Raw genomic sequence first — 15,120 nt, 5'->3', positions numbered from 1 at the left:
CCGCGAACATTACGCAGAAGCTGATCGACAGCAACATGCTGCCAGAAGCGCAAGCCGTGTGGCGCGGGAACTGCTCAACCTCGAACTCGCTCGCCTTCGACGGCGGATTTGACCAGCTCGATACAACAGTGGCAACCAGAGGGTTCGACTGGCAACTTTCAAGCCGGGGCGATGTCGATGTCGTGCCGACAAATGACAGCGCAGGCAATCGCCAGCTCGACATCGAAGTCTCTGCGCCCCGGACGCTTCCAGTCCTGAGCCAGCTCGTCGTCCTCAAGCCCGGCAACTACCGACTGACATGGAACACCCCGGATACGGATGCCGCCAAGGCGCGCGCATTGCAGGTTACGCTGGACTGCACAGCCAATCTCAGCAGGGCGGTCGGCGGCATGGCCGTGACGGGCAAGCCCGGAATGTGGACCCAGGATTTCACAGTTGACCGCACATGCCAGGCGCAGCGCCTTGTCTTCTGGCTCCCCCCCCGCACCCCGATCCGCCTCGATGAGGTCGTATTGACGCCGCTCTGAGCGCACAAGGTTGACACTATCCTGAGCAAAACTGCGCTGGACATGGCAAGCCGCCCTCGCGCTTGTTCACAGGGGCAGTGACAATGCCGGAAGCTGCGGGTGCAGAAAAGTGCCCTAGCCTTTGCGGAAGGGCGTTCGTTCACCCAGCCAGAGCTGCTCTTGCGCGACGCCTTGCCGTTCGCGTTCGACGAAATCCGCCACGGCGCTGCGGAAGCCGGGATCGGTGATGTAGTGCGCCGACCATGTCGGCACCGGCTTGTAGCCGCGCGCCAGTTTGTGCTGGCCTTGCGCGCCCGCTTCCACACGGCTCAGCCCCAGCGCGATGGCGGCGTCGATGGCCTGATAATAGCAGAGTTCGAAGTGGAGGAAGGGCTTGTCCACCACCGCACCCCAATAGCGGCCATAGAGCGCCTCGGCGCCGATGAAGTTGAGCGCGCCTGCAACCGGCTGCCCGCCGATATAGGCCAGGACCAGCAGGATCCGGTCTGCCATGCGCTCGCCCATCAGGGTGAAGGCTTCGCGCGTGAGATAGGGGCGGCCCCATTTGCGCGCGCCGGTATCCTGATAGAACACCCAGAACGCGTCCCAGTGTTCGGGCAGGATGGCATCGCCCCTGAGCGCCCGGATTTCCACGCCGTCTTGCGCCTTGGCGCGTTCCTTGCGCAGGTTCTTGCGCTTTTCGGAGGAGAGCGCGCCAAGGAAATCATCGAAGGTGGCATAGCCAGCGTTGTCCCAGTGAAACTGGGTGTCTGTTCGCAGCAGCCAGCCGGCTTCCTCGAACAGGGGGAGCTGCGCGGGTTCGATGAACGTGGCGTGGGCGGACGACAGCTTGTTCTGTTCGCAGATATGTTCGGCGACACGCAGCAGCGGGATGCCCAAAGCCGGGTGATCGCCGGTCAGCAGACGGGGGCCGGTGGCTGGGGTGAAGGGCACGCTGATCTGGAGCTTGGGATAATACTGCCCGCCCGCACGGTGCCACGCATCGGCCCAGCTGTGATCGAACACATATTCGCCCTGGCTGTGGCCCTTGAGATAGGCAGGGAGCGCTGCCGCTGCGACACCGGCGGCATCCTCGATCACCAAGGGCAGGGGGGACCAGCCGCTGCGGCCCCCGACGCTGCCCGATTCCTCCAGCAGCGAGAGGAAGGCGTGGCTGGTGAAAGGATTGCCATCTCCGGCGAGCGCGTCCCATTCGGTGGCAGGAATTTCGCCGACAGCGTGGTGGACGCGCGCGGTAATGCTCACGGCTTTGCCGCTTTCGGAACCCCCGCGCTTTCCGCAATCGGGCCATCGCCGTGCTTCAGCGCGCGCTCCAGCAGTTCGGGGGTATTGACGGTCCAGGTGAGCACCGGAAAGCCGCGCCTCTGCTGCGCACCGGCGAAGCGGCTGGGCATATCGGTGATGTCATAAGCGAGGAAATCGGGCTGGGCGCGCCACAGCATGATATGGCGCCGCGTGCGTGCAAACAGCGTGCGGCTGCCTTCTTCCATCATCACCAGACCGCGCACGGTGTGGCCAGAATGGCGGGCGAACCAGCGCGAGACGCGCGGATCGAAGCTCATCACCGCGACCGGGCCGCGATAGCCTTCGAGCATGCGGCGCACGGCAAGGCAGATGGCGGGAATGCGCGTCGAAGGCCGCGTCTTCACCTCGATCAGCAAGGGCACGCGGCCCGCGACGAGATCGAGGAGCTGGCGCAGGCTGGGGATCGTGTCCTCATCGTTGCCTATGATGCGGATCTGCGCGAGCTTGGCGGCGCTGCGTTCGATGACGAGACCGGTTTCTGCGGTCAGCCGGTGCAGTTCCCAATCATGGAACACCATGGCCTGCCCATCGCTGCTGCGTTGGACATCGCACTCGATGCCCAGCCCAGCCTCGATCGCGGCGGTGAAGGCGGAGAGGGCGTTCTCCGGAAGCCCGGGACCGTGGAGGCCACGGTGCGCATAGGTAACGCCCTTGAGCCACGCCACCTTCTCTGCCGGTGGCGGAGGTGCCAGCAGGCGATCAAGCAGGAAGGAGAGCAAATACAGCATCAATTTCCACTGCGCAGCCAAGAGGAAGAACCGGCACGCCGACCGCGCTGCGGCTGTGCTTGCCCGCATCGCCGAACACCGCGACCATCAGTTCGGATGCCCCATTGGCAACCTTGGGCTGATCGGTGAAATCGGGGGTGGAGGCGATGAACGCGCCCAGCTTCACCACGCGCGCGATCCGGTCCAGCGAGCCAAGCGCGGCCTGCGCCTGCGCCAGCAGCATGAGCCCGCAGCCCCGTGCGGCGATCACACCGTCCTCGAGGCTGACGTTCTCGCCCAGCCGGCCTTTGACCAGTTCGCCATCGACGAACGAAACCTGCCCCGAGACATAGAGGAAGCCGCCCGCTTCGACCGTGGGGACATAGGCGGCGACGGGTGCGGCGGGGACGGGCAGGGTGATGCCGAGTTCGGCGAGCCTGGCGGCGGCGGTATCAGTCATCGTCTTTCACTCCCCGGATTCGTCTTGGGTTATGCGGTCCATGAGCCAGGGCAGCGCGTGCGCCCACTCGTCGATGCGGGCATGGGCGTGGCCATTGACATGCGCGCAATCGATATGCGGCGCGATCATCGGCTCGCCGCAGAGGTGCAGGCGGCTGACGTGCGGCGTGATCTCCATCACCGAGCCGTGGTGCTGCGGCAGATCATCGATGAACACCGCGCGGCTGGGCTGGTATTCATCGAGAATGGCCTTGAGCGCCGGCCCCTTCGGCCCCTGATTGGTGAAGACGCGGGCGTTGATGCCGACATCCAGGAGCTGGCGCGCGCGGGCATCGCGGCGTTCATCGTTGAGGTTCGTCAGGATCACGACATCGGCGTGCTGCGCCAGCGCATTGATCCCTTCGACCGCGCCGGAAATCGGCTGCTGACGGTGCATCTGGGTATCGAAGAACAGGCCGAGCAGGCGCCAGATTTCCGCCGGAGGAACCGCATCAGCGGTGCCGGCATAGCGCATGGCCTTGCTGAAATCGCTGTTTTCCATCACGAAATCGATGCCGTGCTGTTCGCCCAGCCAATCCTTGTAGGGCGCGATCATGTGCAGCAGCACTTCATCGCAATCGCTGATGACCAGCGGCTTGTTCATCACAATCTCTCCCGCGTGGCGGCAAGCTGGGCCGGAGACAGGCCCAGCGCTTCGGCCGCCGCAATCAGATCCGCCTCATGCCCGCAGAGAAATTCGAGCACCGCGCCCTGCACCGCCGGATCGCCCAGTCCGCCGCGCAATTCATCGGGCGTGAGTCCGGTAAGCGAAAGAAACCGTTCCGCGCGCGCGGCATCGCCCAGCACCCAGCCGAGCGCCTGCAGCGCAGTGGCAGCAGGATCAGGAGCGGAGGCAGATTCGCGGGCGATTGTCAGGGCCTTCCGGGGTGACTAGGCAGGGGTTTGGAACGGCATCAAGGTATCGGGGCTCAGTGGCAAAAAGAATACTGGTTGTCGAGGACAACGACCTCAACCGCAAGCTGTTCTGCGACTTGCTCAAGGCCAACGGGTTTGCCGTGGAGCCGCTTGCCGATGGGCGCGATGTGCTTGTACGCGCAAGGGAATTCGTGCCCAACCTGATCATCATGGATATCCAGCTGCCCAATATCTCGGGGCTGGAACTGATCGAAGCCCTCAAGGGCGATCCGGAACTGCGGCCGATCCCGGTGCTGGCGGTGACCGCCTATGCCGGCAAGGGCGACGAGGAACGCATCCGCGAGGCGGGGGCAGAAGGCTATCTCGCCAAGCCGGTTTCCATCGCGCCGTTCATGGTGGCGGTGCGGGGGCTGGTTTAGGGGGGGGCGCCCCCCATTTTCTAAGCCCGCGCGATCATGTTTTCCGCCATGAAGACCACCACCGTGAGCGTAAGGCCCGCCATGAACAGGCGGTAGGCATAGCCGAGGTAGCGGTACTTCTTGTGCTGGAGGACCTGCCCGTTCTGATACATGTCGTGGAGCATGGTGCGAAACACGGTTTCGTCCGCGCGCAAGTCTGCCAGCACGCTTTCGGTCCATTCGTCCTCGTCCATCGCGGTGAACGTGCCGAAGAACAGCTTGTTGGGCCGGGCATTGATCTGACTGGCGGGCGAGGGGCGGCCGATCGAGGGCAACACCGCCATCACCGCGCACATCGCCGATGCGAAGGCGAAGGCTGCGAGAACCAGCATGGCGGCGGGCAAGTGGCCGTTCTTGGCCTGCCCCACGGTGATGGTGAAAACCACGAATGTGGCGCCCATGAGGATCGAGGCCTTGGAATCCGCCATCTGGCTGAGCGCGAGATTGATGCTTTGCGCGGTGCGGACGAGGTGGATCGCGTGATTCGAATAGCCCGAGGGCGAAAGCGGCGAAGGTGTGGGCTTCGGCGGTTCCGGCTGTTGTGCGATGGGGGGGATAGGATCGGCCAGTTGCGCTCTCCCGGGCGTGAGGCCGCACCCCGTGCACGGCTTCACGAAAGTGCCACATTGGCCCAGCGCTTGACAAGCGGCACGGCTGGCCGCTTTTCAGCCTCATTCTTGGGGCAAGGGCGCCTCACCAATGGAGAATAGACTGATGGCCAATTCCGTGGATCGCGCCGCTACCGCCGCCCGCATCGCCGAAGTGATCGAACCGTTCAACAAGAACGCCGTTGCCATCGGCGAAACCACCTCGTTTGCCGGGGATCTGGAATGGGACAGCCTCACGGTCATGGATTTCGTGGCCGCGATCGAGGACGAATTCGATATCATCATCAGCATGAACCAGCAGGCCGAGATCGAGACTTACGGCCAGCTGATCGATGCCGTGACCAAGTTGCAGGGTTGACCACATGAACGACATGACCCCGCCAGAAATGGCCCAGACTGACCTCTTCTCGAAGTTCGATCCGCTGATCGAGACGCGCCGTTCGCTGCTGGCGACGGGCGTGACCGATCCATTCAGCCTGGTGATGGAAAAGGTGCTCTCGCCCACGACCGCGATCTGCAGCGGGCGCGAGACGATCCTGCTCGGCACCTACAACTACATGGGCATGACCTTCGACCCCGATGTGATCGCGGCGGGCAAGCAGGCGCTGGATGATTTTGGTGCGGGCACCACCGGTAGCCGCGTGCTCAACGGCACGTATGCGGGCCACCGCGTGGTGGAAGAGGCGCTGAAGGAATTCTACGCCATGGACCATGCCATGGTGTTCTCGACCGGATACCAGGCCAACCTCGGCATCATCAGCACGATCGCGGGCAAGGGCGATTACATCGTGCTCGATATCGATAGCCACGCCTCGATCTGGGATGGCTGCAAGATGGGCGACGCCGAAGTGGTGCCGTTCAAACACAACGATATCGAGGCGATGGGAAAGCGCCTCAAGCGCATTCCCGAAGGTGCGGGCAAGCTCGTCGTGCTCGAAGGCGTCTATTCGATGCTGGGCGATATCGCGCCGCTCAAGGAAATGATCCGCGTGGCCAAGGCGCATGGCGCGATGGTGCTAGTGGATGAAGCGCATTCGATGGGCTTCATCGGGCCGAACGGGCGCGGCGTGGCCGAGGACCAGGGCGTGCTGGACGATGTCGACTTCGTGATCGGCACGTTCTCCAAGTCGGTCGGCACTGTGGGCGGTTTCTGCGTTTCGAACCACCCGAAGTTCGAGATCATGCGGCTGGTCTGCCGTCCCTACGTGTTCACCGCGAGCCTGCCGCCGAGCGTGGTGGCGACGGCGGCAACCTCGATCCGCAAGCTGATGCACGCCGGGAACAAGCGCGCGCACTTGTGGGAAAACTCGCGCACGCTGCACAAGGCGCTCACGCAGCTTGGTTTCAAGCTGGGCACAGCAGAGCCGCAGAGCGCGATCATCGCGGTGATCATGCCTGATCTGGAGCGCGGCGCGATGATGTGGGAAGCGCTGCTGCGCGAGGGGCTCTATGTGAACCTCGCCCGTCCGCCCGCTACGCCTGCGGGCATGACGCTGCTTCGCTGCTCGCTCTGCGCAGAGCATACCGCAGAGCAGGTGGCCGTGATCACTGGTATGTTCGAGCGTGCCGGCAAGGCAGTTGGGATCATCTGATGAAGGGCAAGGGGGTTCTGGCGGCGCTCGCGCTTCTGGCAAGTCCAGCACTGGCGCAGAACCAGCCCGCCGCGCCAAGCTGGCCCCCGCCCTCCCCGCCAGTCACTGCGCCGGGCGACGGGATGATGGACAAGCCCTGTCCCGATCAGAGCGGGCTGTGGTTCGGCCATCCCTATGTCCTCAAGAATGACTGGGGTTGGGAGTGCCGCTATCAGGAGGCGGACAAGCAGCTCGCCGCCAGCCCGCGCGTCGTGTTCATCGGCGATTCGATCACCGAGAACTGGGTGCCGTTCGCGCCTGCGCTGTTTGCAGGCGGCGCGGTGGGGCGCGGGATCGGGGGGCAGACCAGCCCGCAGATTCTGGTGCGGTTCTATCAGGACGTGGTGCGGCTGCGCCCGCGTGTGGTGCACATCATGATCGGCACCAATGATCTGGCCGGGAACACGGGGCCAAACAGCCCGGCGATGTACCAGAACCACGTGATGGCGATGGTCGATATTGCGCGCGCCAATGGCATCGGCGTGGTGCTGGGCAGCATCCTGCCCGCCGCGAAGTTTCCGTGGAAGCCGGCGCTGAACCCGGCGAAGCAAGTTGTCATGCTCAATGCCTGGCTGCGCGATCTGGCGCGGGCGAGGGGCGCAGTCTATGCCGATTACCACGCCGCGCTGGCCAATGCCGAGGGCGGCTTGAACCCCGAAATTGCGCCCGATGGCATCCATCCGAACGCCAAGGGCTATGCGCTGATGGAGCCGATTACCCGCGCGGCGATTGCCGAGGCGGAAAAAGCCGCCGCACCGCGCTGAGCGGTGGTGCCCTGCTCAGTGTGCGGGCACAACGGGAAGCAGCACGGCATTGATCCGATCGATCCCGCTGCCAAGCTCCGCCGCATCAGCGCACGTGCCGTGGCAGGCATCGCGCCGGGCGGTGAGATCCTGCAACAGCTTGAGCGCCACGGCCTTGTCGCCATGCCCGGCCTCAAGCTCGGCTAGCGCAATCTGGGCGGCGGTGAAATTGCGCCGCTTGTGCAGCGCGCCCTCGTAATCCTTGCGCGCGGCACTGTATTCGGCGAGCCCGGCGTGCGCCATACCCGAGATCAGGAGATCAGTGATCGACGCAGTCATTCGGTAGGGCCGCAGGATGGCCAGGCTGCGCTTGAAATCGCCCGCTTCGAGCGCCGCGACAGCGCGGTTCGTATAAATTTCGCCCGACAAGTGCTGGCCGACGAGCCGGCTGTTCTGATCACCGAGAAAGCAGGATTCCAGCTGCTGCTGCTGAATGGTGCCAACTTGCGCAGCGAGCGGAGCGGCAAGACCAGCCCCCAGAAGCACCGCGAACAGCAGGGCAGATCGGATCGTCGGCGTCATCGTGGCAGGCTCCTGCGGGGGCAGCGCGGAGGCTAGCACAGGCAGGCCGGGCGGCAACGCCGTTTGAAACCACTCTGGCGAGACCGGCTGGCGCGAGGCACCCGCGCCAGCTGGTTCCGGTTTCAGCCTTCCAATAGCATCAGCGCATCGAGCGCGATGACGCCTTGTCCCTTCGGGTGGAGGATCACGGGGTTGAGATCGACTTCGCGGATCGATGGTTCGGCGCGCAGCACGCGGCCAAGGGTGACGATCAGTTGCGCGAGCGCAGGCACATCAAGCGCGGGGGCACCGCGATAGCCGGAAAGGATGGCGGCGCTTTTCAGCTTCATCAGTTCGGCTTCCACGGCCTCCGCCGTCATGTCAGCGGCCAGCAGGCGCACGTCACCGAGGATTTCCGCGGTCACGCCGCCGAAGCCCGCCAGCAGGACCGGGCCCCATTCGGGATCGTTCTTGGCGCCGACGATCATTTCCACGCCGCGCGCGCCCATGCCTTCGATCAGCACGCCGTCGAGCGTGATGGCAGCGGAATAGGCGGCGACGCTGGCATGCATCCGCTCCCATGCGGCGCGCACGGCGGCGGCATCGGAGATATTCAGGATTACCCCGCCCGCATCGCTCTTGTGGCTGAGCGCGGCGGCCTGCGCCTTCATCGCCACGGGATAGCCCAGCGCTTCGGCAGCCGCGACGGCTTCCTCCGCGCTGGCGGCAAACCGGCCAGCCGGGAAGGGAATGCCAAGCGGGCCGAGCAGGGCCTTGGCCTTGTATTCAGGAATTACGCCCGCTTCGGCGGCAAGGCCTGGCACAGGCAGCGGCGCCTGAGCATTGGTGGTGGTATCGCGCGCGGAGAACTGCGTGAGGCGCGTGATGGCCCGAAGCGCGCGTTCGGTGGTGGGGAACCACGGAATACCCGCCGCCCGCAGCGCTGCGATGCGTTCCGCCGGAACCGCCGCACCTTCATCCAGCCCGGCGAAGATCAGCGGCTTGGTCAGCGGTTTGGCGGTTGCAGCAGCAAGGATCGGCGGGAACTTGATGGCGCAGGTGATCGCTTCGGCCTGGATAATCCCGGCCAGTACCGTGCCGACGCGCGGATCACCCAGCAGGGCTTCGAGGCAGCGCGTGTAGATCGCCGGTTCGGAAAGGCCCTGCGCGGTGATGTCGAGCGGATTGCTGACCGGCACGAACTGCGGCAGCGCGGCGCGCAGCGCAGGCGAGTCCGCATCATGCAGCGGCGCGAGCGGCAGGCCGAGCGATTCCGCCAGATCGAGCGTGAGCGCCTTGAACGCGCCGGATTCGCCGAGAACTGCCGTCTGGCCCGAAGGCAGAGCGGGGCAGCGCAGCGCGATTTCAGCGATGTCGCCCAGTTCTTCCAGCGTTTCGGCCATGATCACTCCGGCGCGGGTAACCTTGGCACGCATCAGGGCATAATCGCCCGCCATCGCGCCAGTGTGCGTCGCGGCGGATTCGCGCGCAGCGCTGGAGGTGCCGGGGTGGAGCAGCACGATCGGCTTGCCCGCAGCGGCCGCGCGCGCGGCGGCGGCAAGGAAGCGCTCCGGCTTGCGGAACTGCTCGACGATCATCGCGATGACGTGCGTGTCGGGCTGGTCGATCAGCCAATCGACGTAATCCTCGACGCCGCTGGCGGCCTCGTTGCCGGTGGAAACCGAGTACGACACGCCGCAGTCCCGCGCTAGGAGCACAGTGCCCAGCACGGCGGCCATTGCGCCCGATTGCGAGACGACGCCGATGGCCCTCTTGCCTGCAGGGGGCTTTGCATTGGTTTCGACGAAGGTGAGGGGGATACGATCGACGTAATTCACGAGGCCGAGGCAATTGGGGCCCTCGACGACCATTCCGGTTTCGCGGGCGATGCGCGCGATTTCGTGCTGTTCCGCAAGACCTTCCGGCCCGCCTTCGGCAAAGCCGGCAGCAAAGATGACCACGCCGCCGACCTGACGTTCGGCCAGCGCCTTCACCGCATCGAGCACACCCGCGCGCGGAATGGCGAGAACGGCAGCATCGACGCCGAGCGGCAGCGCCTCGATCCCCGGCAGACAGGTGCGGCTCCCCAAAGTCTCGCGCTTGGGATTGATCGGATAGACCGCCCCCGCATAGCCATTGGCATCGAGATTTGACAGCAGCGTGGTGCCGAGCGCGCCCGGTTTGTCCGAAGCGCCGACCACGGCCACCGAACGCGGGCGCAGCAAGCGCGCAAGCGCGGACGGTGCAAGGGCATGGTTGGCGGTATCGGACACGGTGCTCTCCGGCTTAGGTTATGAAACATAACAATAGCCGGTGAGGCCGCGCAGGGCAAGTCTGCACAGGGGGACGGAGAGGAGGTTGACGGGCAGGAGGGCATCGTGGCAGAGCCAACGTCGAGCGCGGGTATAGCATAGTGGTAATGCACTAGCCTTCCAAGCTAGCTAGGCGGGTTCGATTCCCGCTACCCGCTCCAATTTCCTGTCCACCGGCATCCACCGACATCGTTGAAACCCGCAGAAATCAGCGGTATTTTTGCGTTCATCAGGTCGCTGAGAGCCGTCGTTTTCTGCCTGCTTCCAGCCCATTTGGGGGCCTCGAAGAAGACAGGGCCCCCAGCGTCAAGGTGGAAGGCCCCCAAGTTGGGGCCCCCGGACGAAGGACGTGATGCGATGCCGCTTTCTGACGCTGCAGTCCGAAATGCCAAGCCGAGGGCCAAGCCTTATAAAATGGGCGATAGCGGCGGACTCTATCTTCAGGTCCAGCCGAACGGCAGCAAACTCTGGCGGCACAAGTACCGCCACCTCGGGATCGAAAAGAAGCTCTCGATTGGCCCCTACCCTGAAATCAGTCTGAGCGAAGCGCGTCGGCGCCGCGACACGGCTCGCGTGCAGCTCTACGCCGGGCTCGATCCTTCGCGCGGGAAGGTCAAGGCCCGCCAGCACGCCGAAGTGATGGCGGGTTGCACCTTCACTCTGGTCGCCGAGGAATACTGCTCGAAGCGCAAACGTGACGGTTCAGGTACATGGGCGCCTGCCACGGCCGCGCGCTGCGAATACCTGCTGAGCCTGCTCGATGGTTTGATCGGCAAATTGCCGATTACCGATATCGCCCCAATCGATGTGTTGGAGGCGGTCCGGCGGATTGAACGCAAGGGCAATCTGGAAAGCGCGCGCAGGACACTTCAGCTGGCCGGGGCCGTCTTCCGCTATGGCGTCGCAACAGCGCGGATCACATCCGATCCGACACGCGATCTGCGCGGTGCGCTCCTGACGCCGAGGGTTACACATTACGGCGCGATCACTGAGCCGGAGAAGGTTGGCGAGCTCCTGCGGGCTATCGACTCCTACTAGGGGTTTGGCATCACCAAGCAGGCCCTGCTGTTCGCGGCCCACGTCTTCGTTCGGCCCGGCGAGCTGCGCCACGCCTTGTGGAGCGAGATCGATCTCGACGAATGTGTATGGACGATCCCTGCTGAGAAAATGAAAATGCGCAAACCTCACCATGTGCCGCTGTCGAGGCAGGTCGTTGAACTGCTCAAAGACCTGCGATACGTGACCGGTCCCAATGGCTTTGTGTTCCCTTCGGTCCGTACCCGCGCTCGGCCGATGAGCGAAAACACGCTCAATGGCGGACTTCGCCGGCTTGGTTACACCACCCACGAAATGACTGGCCACGGCTTCTGCGCGATGGCCAGCACTCTGCTCAACGAATCGGGCAAATGGTCATCCGATGCCATCGAGCGCGCCCTGGCGCATGGCGACAAGGACAAGGTGCGCGCCGCCTATCATCGCGGCACGCACTGGAGGGAGCGGGTCGAGATGGCGCAGTGGTGGTCCGACTATCTCGACACGCTGAAGGGCACGGTGAACCACAAGTCGATGCGGCGCCGGCTGGCAGCTGTTGCCTGAACGCCAGCTACCTCGTCGCCTGCGCGACAAGCGCTCGCAGGCTCGCCATGGGGATCAGAGTGCATCGGCCGACCTTCACCGTCTCGATATCGCCCGAAGCGATCAGTTCGTAGATCTTTGATCGGCATAGGCCGGTTAGTCGGACCGCCTCGGCGATGCGCACCGTTAGTGGGTCGGGCGCAGGAACCACTAGTGGGGTCGCAGCCTTTGGACGCTCGTCGAACGGCAGACCCAATTGTTCAGCAATGGGCGGGGCAGCATTAGCGGTACGACGGATTATCGTGCCGCCTCCCCGTCCGAGGCTGCCACCACGCCGATGCAGTCCGCGAGCACCAGCTCACTCAGAGCATGGGCGCATGCCGAAATAGCAATGCGCACGAAGGCATTGAACTCATCCGAAACGTAGGTCTGGATGCATTTGGGTCGTAACATCTTGCAGATTCCTTCAAACGAAGGAGCCTGATCACCCTAGGAGAGCGAGGGGCAGACCACACTGCCGGTTCAAGCTAATCAAGAACATCAATTGCAGCGCATTTCATGCAGTTAGCCCTGCCCTTCGGAGAACCGACCTGTGTTTGAGGGCCGCAAGTCAGACTGACGGGAAAGCGACGAAGGGTGCATTTTCTCTTTTTGTACTTATATTGCATATACTTATAGCCTGCGACAAGTCGCGTAGGGTGTGCCCTCTTTTTCCTCTTGGCGGATGTTGTTTGAAGCCTAAGTGCGGCAATCAATTGGGTCAGGGAACGCCGCACTGGAGGATCCTTGGGCTGCCCCAGGCGTGGGCCTGCCTACTTCGTGAAAGATTCGATGCCCCCCCCCCGCACGAGCCTCCCTCAAATGACCAGCAGACATGACGGTACTTGGGACTTGGACTTAGCCGCCGTTCCAGGTTCCCCGATTGAATGATGGCTTTCGGCAAGAGCAGACGCTCCAGCCATGCACGTACGCCATCGCTGACTGACTTAGGTTTGGCCGGACGCGGACTGGCAGGCGGATTGAAATCGCAGCAGTACTTTAGGACTTGCGGGTCTTATCCCCACAGGCTGCGAGCATCCTCGATCAACTGCGCTCGGATGCGTCGCTTGTCGATCTTGCCGTACTGAGTCAGTGGCAGCTCCGAAACAATGTGGACGGTCTTGGGCACCTTGTAGGCCGATAGCTGGGCTTTTGCGAACTGACGGATATCCTCAGCCACGGCTCCTTCTTCGGCAATCAGCACCGCCGTCACCGCCTCGCCCCAATCGGGGTGGGGAATCCCGACAACCGCCGCTTCGCGCACAGCCGGGTGCTGGCGCAGCGCGCCTTCGACCTCGGTCGAGTAGACGTTCATGCCGCCGGTGATGATCATGTCCTTGGCGCGATCGACGAGGAACAGATAGCCGCCTTCCAGCCGTGCAAGGTCGCCGGTCTTCAGCCAGCCGTCCTGCAGCGCCTCGCTGGTCGCTGCCGGATCGCCGAGATATTCGACAAGCAGATAGGGCGAGCGGACCTCGACCTCGCCTGCGCCGGAAGCGTCAGCCTGCAGACGGAGTTCGACAAGCGGCACAGCGCGTCCGCACGAGGCGAGGAGATCGGGATTGGTGTGATCGTCCTTGCTGAGCGTGGTGATCAGGTTGGGGCATTCGGTCTGGCCGTAGATCTGCAGGAAGACCTTGCCGAACTTGCGCAGCCCTTCCTCAAGCCGCTCGCGATTGATCGGGGCTGCGCCATAAACGATCGTGCGCAGCGAACGATGATCGGCAGTGCCCGCCGCCGGATGATCGAGCAGGCGGTAGAGCATGGTCGGAACCATCATGGTCCAGCTCACGCCCAGGTCGCGGCACAGTTCGAAGAACCGCTGCGGATCGAAGCGGCTTTCGATGACGACATGGGCCCCCTGCAGGAACGCGGCGACCATGTGGTAGCCAGACGAATGCGGCAGCGGGGTGGTGAGCAGCATCACCTCCTCGGCGCGGATTTCAAGGCAGTTGATGTGTGCGAACAGGTTCCAGGCCATGCGGCCGTACGTGTGTCGGACACCTTTGGGTCGACCGGTGGTGCCACCAGTATAGGCGATGATCGCGGTATCTTCGGCATCAGCGGTGAGCGGTTCGAACGCGGCGTGCTCGGTCATCGCATCGGACCAATGCGCGTGCCCCTTATCAAGCGGCTGATCCGGCGCGGCACCCACCACGATCATGAAGGGTTGGGCCTTCAGGTCGTTCGCGCGGGGCAGATCGGCGTGAGTGATGAGGACCTGCGCACCGCTATGCGCGAGACAGTAGCCCAGCTCGGGCACCCCCATCTGCTCATTGAGCGGCACCCGGATCGCAGCGAGCTTGAGGATCGCGAACTCGCTGACGACATATTCGCAGCTGTTGCGCAGATGGACCGCCACCGCCACCCCAGGGCCGACGCCCATACCGGCCAGATAGGCGGCGAGACGATCAGACAGCGCGTCGATCTGGGCATAAGTCCAACTTTGCCCGGCTACAGTGATCGCCGACCTAGCAGCGTGGCGCTGGAGTGAGGCCAGGAGCAGCTGCGCGGAAGTCGGGGCCTTCAGGACGTCGCCCATGGATTCTCTCACCAGTTCCAAAGAGCGGTACGATAAACGGTACGACAGTACCTGTAAAGTTTGAAGGCGACGGTTGGCATGGAGCGGGTGAGCGGGTATCCCGCCGTCACAACCTCTGGCGGCAAAAATAGCGATGGCACCAAGACACGCGCAGTCTCTCGGGAATAACTCTGATCGGCAGAAGGAATTGCTGGCCGATCTGGAGGCGCTGTTTTTCGCCAAGGGCTTTCGCACGATTACGGTCGACGAGATCGCCGCGCAGCTGAAATGCTCGAAGCGCACGCTTTATGAGATCGCGCCGAGCAAGCAGGAACTCTTCGTCCTCGTGATCGAAACGTGGCTTGATCGGATTCGGCACCTGGGTTGGCAGGGTGCGCTTCAGCACGATGATCCCAAGCAGCGCGTGATGGCGTATCTGGAGCCCGGCGTAATCGAATCCCGGCCCGCAAGCCGCCAGTTCCTCGCCGATCTGCAAAGCTATCGCCCGGCGCTGGCCCTGCTCGAAGCCCATCAAACCCAGCGCACCAATGTGCTGATGGAGATCGTCGAGGACGGTATCCGTCGGGGGAAGTTCAAAGCCTTTCACTCCGCGCTGGTGGCGGAGATTTTCCTCGCGGCCGTCAACCGGATCAACGAGCCCTCGATGCTCGAACGATCCGGTGTCGGCTTCAGCCAGGCGTTTGAGGAGCTGTTCCAGATCCTGACGACGGGCTTGTTCCAGAATTCGGGCGACTGACC

At 63.8% G+C, this 15,120-nt stretch carries 17 protein-coding genes, 1 tRNA gene and 1 pseudogene; 8 read left to right on the top strand and 11 right to left on the bottom strand.

Features of this window, described 5'->3' with window-relative positions; translation table 11 throughout:
- The coding region (locus CFE35_RS18435) for a hypothetical protein (protein ID WP_292932842.1) at nt 1–527 on the top strand (527 nt) is incomplete at its 5' end.
- A gap of 114 nt (nt 528–641) precedes the next feature.
- Here CFE35_RS18435 and CFE35_RS18430 read toward each other — a convergent pair.
- The 5 genes from CFE35_RS18430 to CFE35_RS18410 are packed head-to-tail and all read right to left on the bottom strand — an operon-like array spanning nt 642 to nt 3,844.
- Nucleotides 642–1,772 carry a GNAT family N-acetyltransferase gene (locus CFE35_RS18430; protein WP_292932840.1) on the bottom strand — a complete coding sequence of 377 codons (1,131 nt, stop codon included), beginning with the start codon at nt 1,770–1,772 and terminating at the stop codon, nt 642–644.
- Nucleotides 1,769–2,560: a glycerophosphodiester phosphodiesterase family protein gene (locus tag CFE35_RS18425; protein ID WP_292932838.1), complete on the bottom strand. Its 792-nt coding sequence runs from the start codon at nt 2,558–2,560 to the stop codon at nt 1,769–1,771. The genes CFE35_RS18430 and CFE35_RS18425 overlap by 4 nt, the downstream gene beginning before the upstream one ends.
- Nucleotides 2,532–2,999: a RidA family protein gene (locus CFE35_RS18420; RefSeq protein WP_292932836.1), complete on the bottom strand. Its 468-nt coding sequence runs from the start codon at nt 2,997–2,999 to the stop codon at nt 2,532–2,534. Before CFE35_RS18420 ends, CFE35_RS18425 begins: the two co-directional genes overlap by 29 nt.
- 6 nt (nt 3,000–3,005) lie before the next feature.
- Complete coding sequence (locus tag CFE35_RS18415; protein WP_292932834.1) at nt 3,006–3,641, bottom strand: HAD family hydrolase; 636 nt, start codon at nt 3,639–3,641, stop codon at nt 3,006–3,008.
- Nucleotides 3,641–3,844, bottom strand: coding sequence for a DUF3572 family protein (locus tag CFE35_RS18410; RefSeq protein WP_292932832.1), 204 nt, complete (start codon nt 3,842–3,844; stop codon nt 3,641–3,643). The genes CFE35_RS18415 and CFE35_RS18410 overlap by 1 nt, the downstream gene beginning before the upstream one ends.
- 125 nt (nt 3,845–3,969) lie before the next feature.
- On the opposite strand from CFE35_RS18410, the gene CFE35_RS18405 reads away from it, so the two are divergent.
- Nucleotides 3,970–4,332: a response regulator gene (locus CFE35_RS18405; protein ID WP_292932831.1), complete on the top strand. Its 363-nt coding sequence runs from the start codon at nt 3,970–3,972 to the stop codon at nt 4,330–4,332.
- A gap of 20 nt (nt 4,333–4,352) precedes the next feature.
- Here CFE35_RS18405 and CFE35_RS18400 read toward each other — a convergent pair whose 3' ends face one another.
- On the bottom strand, nt 4,353–4,985 hold the full coding sequence (locus tag CFE35_RS18400) for a Pycsar system effector family protein (RefSeq protein WP_366557162.1): 633 nt from the start codon (nt 4,983–4,985) through the stop codon (nt 4,353–4,355).
- Nucleotides 4,986–5,085: 100 nt separating this feature from the next.
- Here CFE35_RS18400 and CFE35_RS18395 point away from each other — a divergent pair, with 100 nt between their 5' ends.
- From CFE35_RS18395 to CFE35_RS18385, 3 genes are read left to right on the top strand one after another with little or no spacing between them, the layout of a single operon-like run.
- Complete coding sequence (locus CFE35_RS18395) at nt 5,086–5,337, top strand: acyl carrier protein (protein WP_292932829.1); 252 nt, start codon at nt 5,086–5,088, stop codon at nt 5,335–5,337.
- Between the two features lie 4 nt (nt 5,338–5,341).
- Nucleotides 5,342–6,571, top strand: a complete 1,230-nt coding sequence (locus CFE35_RS18390) for an aminotransferase class I/II-fold pyridoxal phosphate-dependent enzyme (protein WP_292932827.1) — start codon at nt 5,342–5,344, stop codon at nt 6,569–6,571.
- Nucleotides 6,571–7,374: a GDSL-type esterase/lipase family protein gene (locus tag CFE35_RS18385; RefSeq protein ID WP_292932825.1), complete on the top strand. Its 804-nt coding sequence runs from the start codon at nt 6,571–6,573 to the stop codon at nt 7,372–7,374. Before CFE35_RS18390 ends, CFE35_RS18385 begins: the two co-directional genes overlap by 1 nt.
- 15 nt (nt 7,375–7,389) lie before the next feature.
- On the opposite strand, the gene CFE35_RS18380 is transcribed toward CFE35_RS18385, so the two are convergent.
- Nucleotides 7,390–7,935, bottom strand: a complete 546-nt coding sequence (locus tag CFE35_RS18380; RefSeq protein ID WP_292932824.1) for a hypothetical protein — start codon at nt 7,933–7,935, stop codon at nt 7,390–7,392.
- A 122-nt stretch (nt 7,936–8,057) separates the two neighbouring features.
- Nucleotides 8,058–10,187, bottom strand: coding sequence for an acetate--CoA ligase family protein (locus CFE35_RS18375; RefSeq protein ID WP_292932822.1), 2,130 nt, complete (start codon nt 10,185–10,187; stop codon nt 8,058–8,060).
- Nucleotides 10,188–10,313: 126 nt separating this feature from the next.
- Between CFE35_RS18375 and CFE35_RS18370 the strand changes: the two genes are divergently transcribed.
- Together CFE35_RS18370 and CFE35_RS18365 are read left to right on the top strand one after the other, a co-directional pair.
- Nucleotides 10,314–10,387 (top strand) — tRNA-Gly (locus tag CFE35_RS18370).
- A gap of 196 nt (nt 10,388–10,583) precedes the next feature.
- Nucleotides 10,584–11,822, top strand: a pseudogene (locus tag CFE35_RS18365) (integrase arm-type DNA-binding domain-containing protein).
- A 7-nt stretch (nt 11,823–11,829) separates the two neighbouring features.
- Here CFE35_RS18365 and CFE35_RS18360 read toward each other — a convergent pair.
- The 3 genes from CFE35_RS18360 to CFE35_RS18350 all read right to left on the bottom strand — a co-directional run bounded on the left by CFE35_RS18360 (nt 11,830) and on the right by CFE35_RS18350 (nt 14,382).
- Nucleotides 11,830–11,985 carry a helix-turn-helix domain-containing protein gene (locus tag CFE35_RS18360; protein ID WP_366557161.1) on the bottom strand — a complete coding sequence of 52 codons (156 nt, stop codon included), beginning with the start codon at nt 11,983–11,985 and terminating at the stop codon, nt 11,830–11,832.
- Between the two features lie 113 nt (nt 11,986–12,098).
- Complete coding sequence (locus tag CFE35_RS18355; protein WP_292932820.1) at nt 12,099–12,254, bottom strand: hypothetical protein; 156 nt, start codon at nt 12,252–12,254, stop codon at nt 12,099–12,101.
- A gap of 601 nt (nt 12,255–12,855) precedes the next feature.
- Nucleotides 12,856–14,382, bottom strand: coding sequence for an AMP-binding protein (locus tag CFE35_RS18350; protein WP_292932818.1), 1,527 nt, complete (start codon nt 14,380–14,382; stop codon nt 12,856–12,858).
- Between the two features lie 187 nt (nt 14,383–14,569).
- Here CFE35_RS18350 and CFE35_RS18345 point away from each other — a divergent pair, with 187 nt between their 5' ends.
- Nucleotides 14,570–15,118: a TetR/AcrR family transcriptional regulator gene (locus CFE35_RS18345; protein ID WP_292932816.1), complete on the top strand. Its 549-nt coding sequence runs from the start codon at nt 14,570–14,572 to the stop codon at nt 15,116–15,118.
- Nucleotides 15,119–15,120: the final 2 nt, after the last annotated feature.

The organism is Novosphingobium sp. PASSN1 (assembly GCF_002278815.1).
Note: the sequence above shows the minus strand (reverse complement) of the source record. Positions and strands in the feature narration are given on the sequence as shown.

Bases quoted from the DNA above. Each gene is read 5' to 3' on its own strand.
- CFE35_RS18380 (WP_292932824.1), bottom strand. From the start codon at position 7,935: ATGACGCCGACGATCCGATCTGCCCTGCTGTTCGCGGTGCTTCTGGGG.
- CFE35_RS18425 (WP_292932838.1), bottom strand. From the start codon at position 2,560: ATGCTGTATTTGCTCTCCTTCCTGCTTGATCGCCTGCTGGCACCTCCG.
- CFE35_RS18415 (WP_292932834.1), bottom strand. From the start codon at position 3,641: ATGAACAAGCCGCTGGTCATCAGCGATTGCGATGAAGTGCTGCTGCAC.
- CFE35_RS18390 (WP_292932827.1), top strand. From the start codon at position 5,342: ATGAACGACATGACCCCGCCAGAAATGGCCCAGACTGACCTCTTCTCG.
- CFE35_RS18350 (WP_292932818.1), bottom strand. From the start codon at position 14,382: ATGGGCGACGTCCTGAAGGCCCCGACTTCCGCGCAGCTGCTCCTGGCC.
- CFE35_RS18355 (WP_292932820.1), bottom strand. From the start codon at position 12,254: ATGTTACGACCCAAATGCATCCAGACCTACGTTTCGGATGAGTTCAAT.
- CFE35_RS18395 (WP_292932829.1), top strand. From the start codon at position 5,086: ATGGCCAATTCCGTGGATCGCGCCGCTACCGCCGCCCGCATCGCCGAA.
- CFE35_RS18420 (WP_292932836.1), bottom strand. From the start codon at position 2,999: ATGACTGATACCGCCGCCGCCAGGCTCGCCGAACTCGGCATCACCCTG.
- CFE35_RS18385 (WP_292932825.1), top strand. From the start codon at position 6,571: ATGAAGGGCAAGGGGGTTCTGGCGGCGCTCGCGCTTCTGGCAAGTCCA.